Below are 11,813 nucleotides of genomic sequence, written 5' to 3'. Positions count from 1 at the left end.
GCGCGCGAGGGGGAGTTGCGCTGCCCACTTCGGGACGCCAGGGGGCGACACGGCTGTCCCGAAGTTCAAGTGCCCGCTGCTGGCGCATCTTCTTCAGCCACCGCCTGTTGCGGCGCCGGCAGTGCCGGACACGCGGACGCGGAGGATGAAGCACCATCCGCACGACGAGCATCAGCCCCCCGACGATCACGATCCACATGGGCAGGGTCATGGCTGCCTCCTTGTACCCAGCCACACCAGTCCGCCGAGCACGACGAACGCGGCGGCGACGTACAGCCAAGGAAGCAGCCAGGAAGGCATTACTCGGCGCCCCGGTTTTTGGCCACAAGCACCGCGCTCCAGAGTCTCTGCTGTAACGCCTGCGCCTCAGCGATGCTGTAGGTGGCGACGCCAGGCGGGGGATTGAGAACGCCGATCCGGTTGTCCTCGGTGATGAACACGGTCGACGCGCGGGTTCTCCCAGCGCCGTCTTTGCACGGCTGCTCGGACGTCCACTCGTCGGCCATTCGACATCTCCCTGGGTGTAGCCTTTACCGGAACACGCCATCCGGCCTCGTGCGCTCCAGTATCAGTGGAATGCTCCAATCACGCAAGGCGAACCCGTGACTAATTCCTCGTGTCTCCCAGTGACGGCTCTCAGTTAGGGTGTGCTCATGGCGACCATCAGCTGGCGCGCTCGATCACTCAAGGCCGCTCTCCGCAGCGCCCTCGAGGACTCCGGCATGTCCCGCCGCGAAGTCGCTACCCAACTCAACGTGTCCCACACCAAGGTCATCCGGTGGATGTCCGACGACTGGCCTGCCCCCAGCGAAGCCGACACCGCCAGCGTCCTCGTGTGCATCAACGTCACCGGCGACGAACGCGACCGGGTCCTGTCCATCGCCCGCGCCGCCGACGCCGACTGGATGGTGTCCGGCCCGCCCGGCATCAACCCACAACTCGCGTCCGTCCTCGAGGTCGAGCGGTACGCCGTGCGGATCTTCGAATGGGGTCCACTCGTCTGGCCCGGGCTGCTCCAGTCCAGCGACTACGCCCGCGCAGTCATCGCACGCAGCGGCGACCTCACCGACATCGAAGCCGAGGCACGAGTGATGATGCGGATCGCCCGTCGCGACGCACTCACCCGGGCCAAGCCTGTCGAATTGACCGCAGTCGTCGGGCTGCCCGCTGTACAGGGCAAGATCGGCGGCGCCACCGTCATGGCCGATCAACTGTCACACGTCGGGACCGTCATCGGTCTGGACAACATCACAATCCAGGTGCTGGACCTCAGCGGCGACTGGACCCCGGGACACCCGGGCGCGTTCATCCTCTACGAGTTCGCCGACATGCCACCCGCCGTGTACCTCGAGCACTACCGGTCCGGCGCGTTCCTCGTCGACGAGGCGGACGTTGCCGCCTACCAGGGCGCGGCGGAAACTCTCCGCCGGGAAGCGATGAGCCCACCTGCCACGGCCAGGCTCATCGCCGATGCCATCCCGAACAGCAGCTTGGAGACGACTGGATGACCGTACCTCAGCACGATGAGCGTTGGCGGAAGTCAACGCGAAGCCAGAACGAGGGGGCATGTGTGGAACTGGGATCTTGCGGCGCCATCCGCGACAGCAAGAACCCGGGCGGCCCTCGCCTTGAGCTGCCGTGGCAGTCGTTGATCGCCGCTGTGCGAGACGACCACCTGTCCCGCTGACACCAGAACGACTGCGCCCCCAGAACCTGTCCGGTTCTGGGGGCGCACTGCTGCGTCCACCTACTCGACAGCCATGTCCACGCCAGCGTCCTGGCAGGCAGCGACAACCGGCGTGATGGCGTCCCGGAACCGCTCGACGTCGAACTCGGCGCCGGCCGCCCGCTCAACGTTCATGTCGCCCACAGCGGTCACCGCAGACTCCATCGCGTCAGCCACAGCCGGGTCCAGGTCGGGGTCGGGCGTGTACTTCCCGAGTCGCATCACCGCCATCCCGGCCAGCATTCCCTGAGCGCCGGTCGTGGCGCCCTGGTTAGCGAGGTCGGCCCAAAACTTCTTGAGGTTCTGGTCGTCGGCGAGGCTGCGGCACGCGTCGGTCGTGGTGGTGTTCGCGGCCGCGGCGCTGGTTTCGGATGTCGTCGACGTCGACCTCGAGGACGGTGGCGCCGCGGCGGTGTTGTCGTTGGTTGAGCATCCGGTCACCAACACCGCGGCTGCGGCGATCCCTGCCAGGGTGAGTCGTGTGCGCGTGAGCATGACCTCCATGTCGCACCTGACCTCTCAGATGTTGCGGTCAGCAGCCAGCCGGTGGTGTTGGAACTGGTCGAGGTCCCGCTGAATCTCGTCGAGCTCGCGTGCCCACTTCGCCTGCAGGACGAGGGTGATGACGATGCCGAGCGTGGCGGTGGCGATGCCGAACACGGGCATCCACCTGCGTGCCCGGATGGTTGCGATTAATCCGAAGATGATGCCGAGGACACCGCAGAAGAACCCGAGGTTGTTGACGATGGGGACGGGGGAGAAGGCGAGGGCGACGCAGCCGAGGACGAGCGCTGTGACGGAGAACCCGGTCATCAGCGGGCGTGGCCGGCGTCGGGGCTGGTAGTGGGCAGGACGCATCGCGGGAACGGTGTTCATGCTGGTACTCCAAAAGGGTCAGGGGGTTAGGCGAGTGCCCACACGTAGGGGAAGGCGGTGAGGAACGCGAGACCAGCGGTGATGCCGAAGTGCTCGCGCAACGTCCACGGTTCGCGGCGCCAGAGCAGGCGGCGGGCCATCACTGGTCACCCGCTCGAAGACCGGCGAGGGGTTGCCACGCCACATACGTGGTGACCGAGGTGAGTCCCGCACGTGAGGGGTGAGGGTCCCAGTAGTCCTGGCCGTGGACGGCGATGGCGTGCACGATGTCGGCGTCGCGGATGGTGGGTCCGAATGCCAACCCGAGGTGGGGTGCGGGGTGGTAGCCGTCTGTCCAGACAGTGGCGTAGCCGTGCCGGGTGGCGAACGCGGCGAGCGCTTCGGACCAGGACTCGTCGAGCTCGACGAAGTGCGGCACGTCGTCGAGCGGCAGGTTGAGGATCGTCGCGACCGCCGCCTGCAAGCAGTTGCCCTGCCGTCCGGGTGTCCCAGCGAGGATCGTTTGCGTGACCCCGTTCATGGCTGGTCACCCACCCCAGAACCAGAAGCGCCCGGGATCGGCGTCGCCTGCCACGCCTCGACGATGCGGATCGCAGCTGCCGCCGCCTCGTAGCGCACGTCGAGACGGACGAACCCGTAGTGGTCGTGGACCGCGTTCGCGACGGCGTTCAGCGCCTCGGGGTCGAGGTCGTCTGGCCGGGTGTCGACCACTGTGCGTCCAGCCAAAGCAGCGGACAGGACGCGCCTGGCCTGGCCTCGGTAGACAGCACGGCCGAACGGGCCCGCCTCCTCGGACTCGTCCCACGTGACCGTGTACTCGCCTCCGTCAGCCCTGACTCGGTGGTGCGGGCCGCCGAACAGTTCGCGTGCCGCCTTCTCCACTGTCTCTTCGGGGATGTCCCGGTCAGCCACGGTCCGCCTCCTTGTTGGCCCGGTTAGCGAGCACCTGGTAAGCGGACGTGAAGCGCTCCCGATCCGTCAGAAGAGGCGCGACCAGGTCCCGCATCCGCGTGGTCACGGCGTCCCAGTCGTACTGTCCGATCTCGGGGAAGTCGCCCCACGACACCAGGCCACCCTCGATCGCGTCCGCGACAGCGCTGGCGGCGAGGTGACTGGCAACGGTCTCAACCGCGCTGGGTTCGTCCTGGACTTGCTCTTGGGCGGCGAGGATCGGCATGTCGACGGCGTGCAACCACAGGTCGCAACCCGGGGTGTGGCACTCCTCGCCGACGCCGTTGATGCACGGCTCGCACAGGTTCAGCGTGATCTTGTGCACCGGGAACTCGTTGTCCTGTACCTGAGAAGACCCGGTCAAGACGACACCCGCTCCCGGATCGGCGCGAACCAGCGGACACGCGCGGGCTCCAAGGTGGGCTGGTCGTCGGCGTGGTCGAACAGCATGTCGAGGTGCGCCCGGCACAGATCAGTCTTACGGCCGTCGTCGAACACGACCCGGGCGATCGCCTCAACGAACACGTCACCGAGCAGCGTCGGATGCTTGTCGACCTTGCAGAGCGCGGCGGTGATCAGCGGCGAGTCTGCGTGGTAGTCGACGCGGTACCACATCCCGGCGTCGGTCGGTTCGGGTTCCTGGACAGGCAACAGGTCGCTCACCGGGTCTCCTCGACGATCTTCCGCAGGGTGCGGGCGACGGACTCGGACGCCCGGTACGGCGACCAGGGCTCGCGGTCGAGCCGGTCGGCCTCGGCGAGCAGGTGGTCACGCAGCCGGGCCAGCGCGGCGTCACGATGCGCGATCTCCGGGGCCAACACCGACAGAGCAGCCAACGCAAGGTCTGCGTGGTCGGCGGCGGCCGAATTGGTTGGCAGTCCGATCGCCTTCTCAGCGGCGGCGATGGCCTCCGCGACGGGAGTGACGAAGCGGGTGAACACGTCGGTCTCGACGGCTACCTGCGCCACCTCGCGGAACTCCCTGGCCGCGCGCTTGGCGGCGGCATGGGCGTACGGGTCGAACCCGGAGTTCTGGGCGTCGGACAACTGGTCACTCACTGGCTGTCTCCTTCCAGGTGGGTGGGAGCCAACCGGTCCGTGATCAACGGCCACAGGATCGGGTCCATGTCGTCGAGCTGGTGCCGCGCCGCGACCGGCATCGGACGCTCCGGATCCCCGGTCCACAGCCACATGTCGCCGTGACCGTCAAGGCCGACCCAGAACGGGCGCCCGGCCCGCAGGTCCTGCCACGATGGCCCGACCTCGGCGGCGGCACGAACCTCGGCGGCGACCGCCGCCACCAGCTCCGGGAGGGTGCTGTACACGGGCTGCCCGGGCCGGTGGTACTTCATCATCAACTCGACGTCCCGCACCCTCGGATAGCCGGGGTCCGCACCCACCACCACCCGCCGACCAGCGGCGAGGGTGGCCGGGTTGAGGCACTGCCCGAACTCGAACTGCGCGATCGGCTGCGTCGTCAAACTTGCGTCCGACTCGGGGAACCACATCAGCGTGACCGTCTCCGGCCGGAGCAGGTGGTCCTGCTCCCACCACACCTGCTCCTCCCCGGCGTCCGGGTCGTTGATCGGGAAGTTGCGGCGGTTCGGGTTGAGGACCACCATGTCCACACCGGTGCCGCGCAACTCGACGAGGGCGTCGTCGTGCCAGCGTTCGCAGTTGGTGATCCCCCCGGCCAGGAACACGGCAGGCGGGTCGTCCGGCAGCGGCTGCCAGTAGATTGGGGCCTCGATGTAGCGGAACGTGTAGGTGGCGCCGCTCATCACTGTCCACCCCCGCTGTTGCGCTCAGCGTTCAACCGCTCCGCGTCGTCGGCCGCGATCTGGTCCATCTCCGCCCGCTGCCGGTTCTCCGACGCCGCCAGCGCTTCCTCCCGGGCCTGCTCCCGCTTGATCCGCTCGGGGTGCTTCTCGCGGGTCATCGGTCCGCCCCCTCACGGGAACCGAACACGCTCCGCGACAGTTCCCGCAGCGCCTCGACCAGAGCGGCCAGACGCTCGTCACCGGGGTCCCGCTCAACGTGGTAGCCGTACTGGCCGATCAGGTGAGCGACCCCCGACCCCAGGTCGTCGAGCTGCCACTGCAGGCGCTGACGCTCCTCCTGCTGCTCCCAGTAGCTGTCGCTGAGCGTCGGGTGCGCGACTCGCTGTTCGGCGATGAATGCCGCACGCCGCTCCTCGCGCGTCGCTCCGCCGGCGCGTTGGTGCTGTCGTTCGAGGAGGGCTCGGATCTCGGTGGCGCTCATCGGACACCCGCCTTCACCGCGTCGGCGAGCTGCTTGACGAACGCGATGCACTGCCCTGCGGTCAGGTCGTCCCGCAGGTTCCGCAACATCCCCGCCGCGTGCGGCCTGCCTTTCGCCCGCAGCTCGGCACGCACCTGCTCGGTGAGGTCGTCGTCGACAACCGGGACCACAGGGGTGAGGAACGCGGTCAACGCGTCCCGCAGCGCGCGGGCCGCGTCACGGTCGAGCTCGGTGCACACGATCCCGTCGTGCGCGCGGATGTCGAGGTTGAGCAGTTCGCCGCCGACCTGGCCGACGACCGACAGCACCTGCGAACGCACCGCCTGGATGCGCTCGTTCACGACGCCGCTCATCGGGTGGCCGCCTTCCGGTCACCGGCCACGCCTTGCGAGACTCGCTCCTCGACGCACGCCGAGCAGCTCACGAAGTCTCGGTTCTTGGCCCAGCGAGTCTCAGCCCACGACATGTCCTGGTCGGTCGGACGTGCACTGCACAGCGTCTTCTCTGAGCCGCTCGCCGAGCGGTCGAGGTAGAACTGGTTTCCGCGTGACGGACGGGGACGACAGCGGATGTGGGTGGTCGCCTCGGCGGTCATCGGGTCACCCCGTGCCGACGGTCATCCCGATCCATCAGGACAGCGAGGACGTACAGGGGTGGGAAGAGGATGGCGACCGCGGCGGCGTCAGCGAGACGCCTGCGCAGGGATCGCTTGTAGATGTTCACGAAGTCTGCCCCATCTCAGCCCCACGTTTGGGGCCTTAGGGCAGGTCACAAGCTATGCTCGAACAACCTTCCACGGGTTGTGTACGACAAGTCTCCCCAGTCGTTCGAACATCTTTCCTCCCCTGTGAGATGCCGCCCTCTCAGGCGCGCGACGAGTCTACCTGCCGCCCGGTAGGTATGATCGTGTGAGGGTCTCAGCCGGGCGAACGCTAACGTGTGCAGGCTGAGAAACTGCTGAGGAGGAGCGCGGATGGACGGGGACACCCGCGACACGATTCGTGCGGTTGCCCTGGAGCTGTTCTCGGACAAGGGTTTCGAGAAGACAAGCCTGCGGGAGATCGCCGAACGGGTCGGGCTGACGAAGGCCTCGCTGTACTACCACTACTCGTCGAAACAGTCGCTGTTGCTGGCGGTGGTGGACCCGGTGATCACGGGCTGGCGGAGGATCGTCGACGACACGGCCCGGCTGGAGCACACCCCCGACACCGTGCGGCAGGTGGTGGACCAGTGTCTCGACGTGTTCCTGCGCAACCGCTCGGTCGCCGGCATCTTCCAGCGGGACGCCGCGGGTGTGGCCGTGGTGCTCGGCACGCTGTGGGACGACATGGTGGACCTCGGGAAACGGCTCGTCGCGTGGCTCGCCGGTCCGTCACCGACGTCGGCGGACCGGCTGCGCGCGGTCGCCGCGATGGAGGTACTCGGCGCGGTCCTGTCCTCGGCGACCTACCAGGACGACGGCGAGTTCACCGAGGAGGAGATGCGTGCCGTGCTGTCGCAGGCCGCGATGGACGTCCTCCGCCTGACGGCTACGCCTTCTCGCTGTTGAGCTTCTCCTCGATCTTCTCGATGATCCGGTCGGCCTGTTCCTCGGGCATGACCTCGCGCACGGCCGCCTCGATGAGCTCGCGCTGAGCGGCGGCGATCTCCTGGGGGCTGGGCCGGTGCGTGGCGACCGCCTGGTCGATCAGGCCGTTCAGTTCCTCCGGCGTGAGGCCCTTGTCGGCGGCGATCGCGGCCAGGATCGCCTGGTCCCTGGCGGTCTGCATCTCCCATGCGCGGTCCATGTTGGCGACCACCGCGCCGAGGGTGGTCTCGCCGCCGAGGCTGGAGCCCTGCCGCTTGATCCGGTAGTTGAACACGTCGCTGGCAGCCACATCGTCCTCCGTGTGCTGGCCCCAGTCCGGCTGGAGCACGTCGTTGATGTCGCAGTTGATCCCGCCGACCGCGACGGTGCCAACCCGCTGGTACAGATGCCTCCCGGGGAACAGCTTCGGCGGGGTGCCGGACCACGCGCGGCACTGCCAGAACCAGCGCGCGACCCCCGCCTGCTGCGCGCGGACGCAGACGTCGTACTCGCCGTAGACGCCGGTCAACCCGACGCCACCGAGTGACTGGGTTGCGCCACGCATGTACTCAACCATGGTGTTGAACTCGCCGCCGGTGACCACGTCCCGGTCGACGGCCATGTAGATGGGACGGTCGGCGGGGAAGCCGATCTGGTTGGCGTGGTCGCGTGCGCGGGCCCCGGACTCCCGGCCCTGGCCGAACCCGCCGAGCCAGTCCTCGGTGTGATCCTCGTACACCAGCGCCATGCCGATGCCATGTCTGGTGAAGTCGGCAAGCTCTCCCGCATCGGTGCACTTCACGCGGGATGGGAACCCGATGTACCGCAGCGCTCCACCGTAGCCGGCTCGTCTGATCGCCGCGGCACCGGGCTTGCCTGCCGAGTAGTCGAGTACGAGCATGGTCCGCCCTCCTCGGTCGCTCACCTCGGATAACGACTCGCGCGCGCGGAAGGTTCAGGAGAACGGCACAAATCCTCCAGGTGGCGCAGTGGTCAAGGGGGCTGCGCGGACAAGCAAACCCCAGGTACGAGACCTGGGGTGGGCGTTCCTCCAACCGGGACGCGACATGCCAGCAAACGAAAGCCCCAGGTGCGTGACCTGGGGCGAAGCTCCTCCAGCTGGACTCGAACCAGCAACCCTTCGATTAACAGTCGAATGCTCTGCCAATTGAGCTATGGAGGATCGACCGCCGGACCCCGTCCGGCAGGTGGTAACTCTAGCGCATGCCTGGAACGTGGGTTCCCGCCACCCGGCGTTCGTGGCGCGGGTAGGGGAAGATGGAGGTGAATCAGCAGGTCGAGCCATGGGAGGCGAGGACACATGAAGGCGTTCATCCTGGGCGCCGCGGTCGGGTACGTGCTGGGCGCGAAGGCCGGCCGTGGCCGATACGACCAGATCATGCGCACCTACCGCAAGATCGCCGACCACCCGGCTGTGCAGGGCGCCGCGGGTGTCGCCCGCGCGAAGGTCGGCGAGAAGACCGGTCTCGGGAACCGGCACAACGCGACCGCCCAGAACAACGGGCGGCGTGATCCTGCCTACACCCAGTCGTGATCCGTGGGGGCTGCCGAAGGGGCGGCTCCATCCGCACCTGACGGGTGCGATGCGGCCGGCCAGCTCCTCGAGCTGGCCGGCCGCCACGGCATCACGGACGTCGAGCTGGCCGCCGTCGCCGCGGGCGGCATCCGAGCCTGCGCGGCCCTGACGAGCTGAAACCACACTACTGAGCGAGGTCGACGGGTGGCTCTCTTGCGACAGCAAGTAACCTTGCCGAACACCGTACTGGGGGCGGTAGCTCAGTCGGTTAGAGCAGGGGACTCATAATCCCTTGGCCGTGGGTTCGAGCCCCACCCGCCCCACACGGCCTGACCAGGCTGGATAGCTGGGAGGGCATGCGACAACTTGATCATTGGGTGCGTCTCAGGGTGCGAGTACACTGAGACGCATGGCTAGCGTGCGCCCAGACGGCCGCCAGCAAGGCCGTATCGAGGAGCGCGGAGGCAACCTCCGCGTGGTGGTCTATGCCGGGCAGGACCCCGTGACCGGCCGCCGAACATACAAGCGGGAAACGATCCGTGGCAATGACGACGCGGCCTGGAAGAAGGCGCGGAACAAGCGCACGGAATTCCTTGCCGAGGTGCTCAAGCAGCGCAACGCGTCGACTTCGGTCAACTTCAGCTATGCGATTGACGAGTGGTTCAGCAAGGCTGATCTCGAAGAGACCACGCGGCATGGATACCGCGGCTACATCAACCGGGTCATCAAACCGGCGCTGGGGCATGTAGCTGTAAAGAAACTGGGCACTCGCGACCTGGAGAGCCTGTACTCCGAACTGCGTCGGTGTCGCGCCCGTTGTGATGGCACTCCGTACATTGAGAAACACAAGAAAGACGGCGAACACGACTGCACCGAGGCCAATTGCGTTGTGCATGAATGCGATCCGATGGCCGCATCGACGGTGCGTCAGATCCACTCGATAATCAGCAGCGCTCTCGACGCCGCGGCTCGGTGGGATTGGATCGACTCCAACCCCGCAAAACTGGCGAAGCGTCCGAAGCAGACACCGCCTCAACCCGATCCGCCATCACCCGCTGACGCAGCTCGAATCGCTGAGCGCGCGTTCGAGTTGGGCGAGGACTGGGGCATGCTCGTGTGGCTCGTCATGACCACCGGCATGCGGCGCGCCGAGGTAGCTGGCCTGCGGTGGTTCAACGTCAAGTTGGACGAAGAGGTCGTCGAGATCCGGGCCAGCTACGTCGAGGTCAACGGCAAAGGCAAGGTCAAGAGCACGAAGACCCACCAGATGCGACGGGTGGCGCTCGACTCCGAGACCGTCGCCCTGCTCCGCGCGCACAAGGCATGGGCGCGAGACGAGTTGGCGAAGGTCGACGTTGAGTTGACCGACGACATGTACGTCTTCATGAGCGACCGCAAGTTCGACACGGTAACGCGGACGTATGGGAGCCCAAAGGACGCCACACAACCGTATTCGCCAGACGCGATCTCGCGTAGGTACAAGCGCATGGCGGAGAAGCTGGGTATCGACACGCACATTCACGCTCTCCGCCACTTCTCGGCCACGGAACTGCTGACGGCTGGCGTGGACCTCCGCACCGTTGCTGGTCGGCTCGGCCATGGCGGGGGAGGGGCGACAACCCTTCGCGTCTATGCCGCCTGGGTGGCAGCGGCAGACCGAAAGGCTGCCGAGATCCTCGGATCCCGGCTGCCCAAGCGTGCAATGAAACCGTCAGAGCACGGCTAGTTCGAGCACTTGCAACACCGGCGGGAAGACCTGGTCGCTCGGGATTATTCTGGGCAACTTGTCCTTGCTGATCCATGTGACGCTGATGTTCTCGTCCGCATCGATATTGGTAGCGTCGCCAGCTACGTAGTCGCACAGCCAATACTCGCAAATTACGTTCGTGACGGGGTGAACTCGACGGCCGAGTGATCGGGAAACCGAACAATGCACTCCGGTTTCTCGCAGAGTTTCTCGAATCGCGACGTGATGCGGCTCTGTTCTCGGTTTTACCATGCCCGCTGGGAACTGCCAGGTGATGCCGGAATCGTCCGTGCTCCTCCGGCACACCACCAGCACCTCCGGCCCTCTGGTGACCACAGCGATGGCAACCGTCAACGGATATGGCTGGTTGAGGTGGTGAGCGCCGATTCGGAGCGTCTGCTCCGTCGCCGGTGGCGTTAGCAGCTCGTCGATGCTCATCTCGAAGACTCGTTCGAGCAGGCGTGCCGTCGCCGGTCGCAGTGGCCCGAGAGGTGCGCCATCTGGTTGGCGTCCTGCTACGAGCCGTTGGAGATGCCGAAAGCTCAAGGTGCCCGGTTCGTTGTGTTCGCGGGCGAACGTCTCGACGAACTCGACGAACTCGCGAAGGCTGAGCCGCCGTTCCCGGATCTTCTGTTCGAGGACCGTTCGCGTCGAAGGCCCGCTTCCGTCTCGCCAGTTCATTCCGCGTCCTCTCGATTACGGCACATATGTGACGCCACCGTGGCGTCCCTACGTCGTTCCCCGTCTGTCGGGATGATGACAGGGTTGATTTCAGTCTTACACGACCGCGTCTGCCTGGCGATAGCGAACCGCAGATCGGCTGTATCCGCTGGTGGTGACAGGAAAGGGAGCATTGAGATGACCGTCGACAGGTCAATTCGTGGGTATGTCCTCGCGTGGACATGGGCAGCCGGTAGGTCGTGGTGATTCCCGTACCGCCACCCGACGATGCCGCGCACCGGGATGGGCTGCTGATGCACGAGTTGACCGTGATGAACACACGAATCTCTCGCTACGTTCTGCCTGCGTTCCACAGATCAGGTTGCTGACTGGTCGGTGAAAACAGTGGTTGAGCTGCGGGAACGACTGTTTGCCCGGTGACGGGGCGTGTCACTAGGTGGTGGTGTCGTGGCTGGTCAGGGGGTCGC

General features: G+C 66.5%; 21 protein-coding genes and 2 tRNA genes. 7 read left to right on the top strand and 16 right to left on the bottom strand.

Annotated features, from left to right (window positions below; translation table 11 throughout):
* A partial coding sequence (locus WBA97_RS35095) for a hypothetical protein (RefSeq protein ID WP_424235309.1) occupies positions 1 to 211 on the bottom strand: 211 nt, incomplete at its 3' end.
* An 88-nt stretch (positions 212 to 299) separates the two neighbouring features.
* Positions 300 to 506 carry a hypothetical protein gene (locus WBA97_RS35090; protein ID WP_424235308.1) on the bottom strand — a complete coding sequence of 69 codons (207 nt, stop codon included), beginning with the start codon at positions 504 to 506 and terminating at the stop codon, positions 300 to 302.
* Between the two features lie 147 nt (positions 507 to 653).
* On the opposite strand from WBA97_RS35090, the gene WBA97_RS35085 reads away from it, so the two are divergent.
* Together WBA97_RS35085 and WBA97_RS35080 are read left to right on the top strand one after the other, a co-directional pair.
* Complete coding sequence (locus WBA97_RS35085; protein WP_424235307.1) at positions 654 to 1,508, top strand: helix-turn-helix domain-containing protein; 855 nt, start codon at positions 654 to 656, stop codon at positions 1,506 to 1,508.
* Positions 1,505 to 1,687, top strand: coding sequence for a DUF397 domain-containing protein (locus WBA97_RS35080; protein ID WP_424235306.1), 183 nt, complete (start codon positions 1,505 to 1,507; stop codon positions 1,685 to 1,687). Before WBA97_RS35085 ends, WBA97_RS35080 begins: the two co-directional genes overlap by 4 nt.
* A 60-nt stretch (positions 1,688 to 1,747) precedes the next feature.
* Here WBA97_RS35080 and WBA97_RS35075 read toward each other — a convergent pair whose 3' ends face one another.
* The 11 genes from WBA97_RS35075 to WBA97_RS35025 all read right to left on the bottom strand — a co-directional run bounded on the left by WBA97_RS35075 (position 1,748) and on the right by WBA97_RS35025 (position 6,167).
* The gene (locus WBA97_RS35075) at positions 1,748 to 2,230 is read right to left on the bottom strand and encodes a hypothetical protein (protein WP_424235305.1); all 483 of its coding nucleotides are present in this window, start codon (positions 2,228 to 2,230) and stop codon (positions 1,748 to 1,750) included.
* Positions 2,231 to 2,245: 15 nt separating this feature from the next.
* Positions 2,246 to 2,602 carry a hypothetical protein gene (locus WBA97_RS35070; RefSeq protein WP_424235304.1) on the bottom strand — a complete coding sequence of 119 codons (357 nt, stop codon included), beginning with the start codon at positions 2,600 to 2,602 and terminating at the stop codon, positions 2,246 to 2,248.
* 139 nt (positions 2,603 to 2,741) lie between these two features.
* Positions 2,742 to 3,122: a hypothetical protein gene (locus WBA97_RS35065; RefSeq protein ID WP_424235303.1), complete on the bottom strand. Its 381-nt coding sequence runs from the start codon at positions 3,120 to 3,122 to the stop codon at positions 2,742 to 2,744.
* Positions 3,119 to 3,514, bottom strand: a complete 396-nt coding sequence (locus WBA97_RS35060) for a hypothetical protein (protein ID WP_424235302.1) — start codon at positions 3,512 to 3,514, stop codon at positions 3,119 to 3,121. Before WBA97_RS35060 ends, WBA97_RS35065 begins: the two co-directional genes overlap by 4 nt.
* On the bottom strand, positions 3,507 to 3,917 hold the full coding sequence (locus WBA97_RS35055; protein WP_424235301.1) for a hypothetical protein: 411 nt from the start codon (positions 3,915 to 3,917) through the stop codon (positions 3,507 to 3,509). Before WBA97_RS35055 ends, WBA97_RS35060 begins: the two co-directional genes overlap by 8 nt.
* Positions 3,914 to 4,216 (bottom strand): hypothetical protein, encoded by a 303-nt coding sequence (locus WBA97_RS35050; protein ID WP_424235300.1) that lies wholly within the window; start codon positions 4,214 to 4,216, stop codon positions 3,914 to 3,916. The genes WBA97_RS35055 and WBA97_RS35050 overlap by 4 nt, the downstream gene beginning before the upstream one ends.
* Positions 4,213 to 4,611 carry a hypothetical protein gene (locus WBA97_RS35045; protein WP_424235299.1) on the bottom strand — a complete coding sequence of 133 codons (399 nt, stop codon included), beginning with the start codon at positions 4,609 to 4,611 and terminating at the stop codon, positions 4,213 to 4,215. The genes WBA97_RS35050 and WBA97_RS35045 overlap by 4 nt, the downstream gene beginning before the upstream one ends.
* Positions 4,608 to 5,333 carry a hypothetical protein gene (locus WBA97_RS35040; protein ID WP_424235298.1) on the bottom strand — a complete coding sequence of 242 codons (726 nt, stop codon included), beginning with the start codon at positions 5,331 to 5,333 and terminating at the stop codon, positions 4,608 to 4,610. The genes WBA97_RS35045 and WBA97_RS35040 overlap by 4 nt, the downstream gene beginning before the upstream one ends.
* The gene (locus WBA97_RS35035; protein WP_424235297.1) at positions 5,333 to 5,491 is read right to left on the bottom strand and encodes a hypothetical protein; all 159 of its coding nucleotides are present in this window, start codon (positions 5,489 to 5,491) and stop codon (positions 5,333 to 5,335) included. The genes WBA97_RS35040 and WBA97_RS35035 overlap by 1 nt, the downstream gene beginning before the upstream one ends.
* Positions 5,488 to 5,814, bottom strand: coding sequence for a hypothetical protein (locus tag WBA97_RS35030; protein ID WP_424235296.1), 327 nt, complete (start codon positions 5,812 to 5,814; stop codon positions 5,488 to 5,490). The genes WBA97_RS35035 and WBA97_RS35030 overlap by 4 nt, the downstream gene beginning before the upstream one ends.
* Entirely contained in the window at positions 5,811 to 6,167 is a 357-nt protein-coding gene (locus WBA97_RS35025; protein WP_424235295.1) for a hypothetical protein, read from the bottom strand. Before WBA97_RS35025 ends, WBA97_RS35030 begins: the two co-directional genes overlap by 4 nt.
* 620 nt (positions 6,168 to 6,787) lie before the next feature.
* Between WBA97_RS35025 and WBA97_RS35020 the strand changes: the two genes are divergently transcribed.
* The gene (locus tag WBA97_RS35020) at positions 6,788 to 7,363 is read left to right on the top strand and encodes a TetR/AcrR family transcriptional regulator (protein WP_424235294.1); all 576 of its coding nucleotides are present in this window, start codon (positions 6,788 to 6,790) and stop codon (positions 7,361 to 7,363) included.
* Here the strand turns inward: WBA97_RS35020 and WBA97_RS35015 are convergent.
* Together WBA97_RS35015 and WBA97_RS35010 are read right to left on the bottom strand one after the other, a co-directional pair.
* Positions 7,344 to 8,282, bottom strand: coding sequence for a DUF1906 domain-containing protein (locus WBA97_RS35015; protein WP_424235293.1), 939 nt, complete (start codon positions 8,280 to 8,282; stop codon positions 7,344 to 7,346). The two genes, WBA97_RS35020 and WBA97_RS35015, sit on opposite strands and share 20 nt — an antisense overlap.
* Positions 8,283 to 8,491: 209 nt before the next feature.
* A tRNA-Asn gene (locus tag WBA97_RS35010) sits at positions 8,492 to 8,564 on the bottom strand.
* Positions 8,565 to 8,702: 138 nt separating this feature from the next.
* On the opposite strand from WBA97_RS35010, the gene WBA97_RS35005 reads away from it, so the two are divergent.
* The 4 genes from WBA97_RS35005 (at position 8,703) to WBA97_RS34990 (ending at position 10,644) form a co-directional block, all read left to right on the top strand.
* Positions 8,703 to 8,936, top strand: coding sequence for a hypothetical protein (locus WBA97_RS35005; protein WP_424235292.1), 234 nt, complete (start codon positions 8,703 to 8,705; stop codon positions 8,934 to 8,936).
* Positions 8,937 to 8,939: 3 nt separating this feature from the next.
* On the top strand, positions 8,940 to 9,095 hold the full coding sequence (locus tag WBA97_RS35000) for a hypothetical protein (RefSeq protein WP_424235291.1): 156 nt from the start codon (positions 8,940 to 8,942) through the stop codon (positions 9,093 to 9,095).
* Positions 9,096 to 9,167: 72 nt separating this feature from the next.
* Positions 9,168 to 9,241 (top strand) — tRNA-Ile (locus tag WBA97_RS34995).
* 86 nt (positions 9,242 to 9,327) lie between these two features.
* The gene (locus WBA97_RS34990; protein ID WP_424235290.1) at positions 9,328 to 10,644 is read left to right on the top strand and encodes a site-specific integrase; all 1,317 of its coding nucleotides are present in this window, start codon (positions 9,328 to 9,330) and stop codon (positions 10,642 to 10,644) included.
* Here WBA97_RS34990 and WBA97_RS34985 read toward each other — a convergent pair.
* On the bottom strand, positions 10,630 to 11,346 hold the full coding sequence (locus WBA97_RS34985) for an NUDIX hydrolase (RefSeq protein ID WP_424235289.1): 717 nt from the start codon (positions 11,344 to 11,346) through the stop codon (positions 10,630 to 10,632). The genes WBA97_RS34990 and WBA97_RS34985 overlap by 15 nt on opposite strands.
* Positions 11,347 to 11,813: the final 467 nt, after the last annotated feature.

It is taken from the genome of Actinophytocola sp. (genome assembly GCF_049647105.1).
In the GTDB taxonomy this organism is placed as follows: Bacteria; Actinomycetota; Actinomycetes; order Mycobacteriales; family Pseudonocardiaceae; genus Actinophytocola.
Note: the sequence above shows the minus strand (reverse complement) of the source record. Positions and strands in the feature narration are given on the sequence as shown.